This window comes from Bordetella trematum (genome assembly GCF_900078335.1).
In the GTDB taxonomy this organism is placed as follows: Bacteria; Pseudomonadota; Gammaproteobacteria; order Burkholderiales; family Burkholderiaceae_B; genus Bordetella; species Bordetella trematum.
This window is the reverse complement of the sequence record NZ_FKBR01000041.1, coordinates 1-208: the sequence shown is the minus strand read 5'-3', so window position 1 is coordinate 208 and position 208 is coordinate 1. Positions and strand designations below refer to the sequence as shown.

Here is a 208-nt window from a genome sequence, read left to right as displayed (position 1 = left end):
CTTAGGCGATGATCTTGGCGACCACGCCGGCGCCGACGGTACGGCCGCCTTCGCGGATGGCGAAGCGCAGGCCTTCTTCCATGGCGATCGGGGCCAGCAGCTTGACCTTCATCGACACGTTGTCACCCGGCAGAACCATTTCCTTGTCTTCCGGCAGATCGATCGTGCCGGTCACGTCCGTCGTACGGAAGTAGAACTGCGGACGATA

Annotated in this window: 1 protein-coding gene; it reads right to left on the bottom strand. The window is 62.0% G+C overall.

Going from position 1 to position 208, the window contains the following annotated elements:
* Position 1: 1 nt before the first annotated feature.
* On the bottom strand, positions 2–208 hold a 207-nt coding region (locus A7V84_RS15845; protein ID WP_459562055.1), incomplete at its 5' end, for an EF-Tu C-terminal domain-related protein.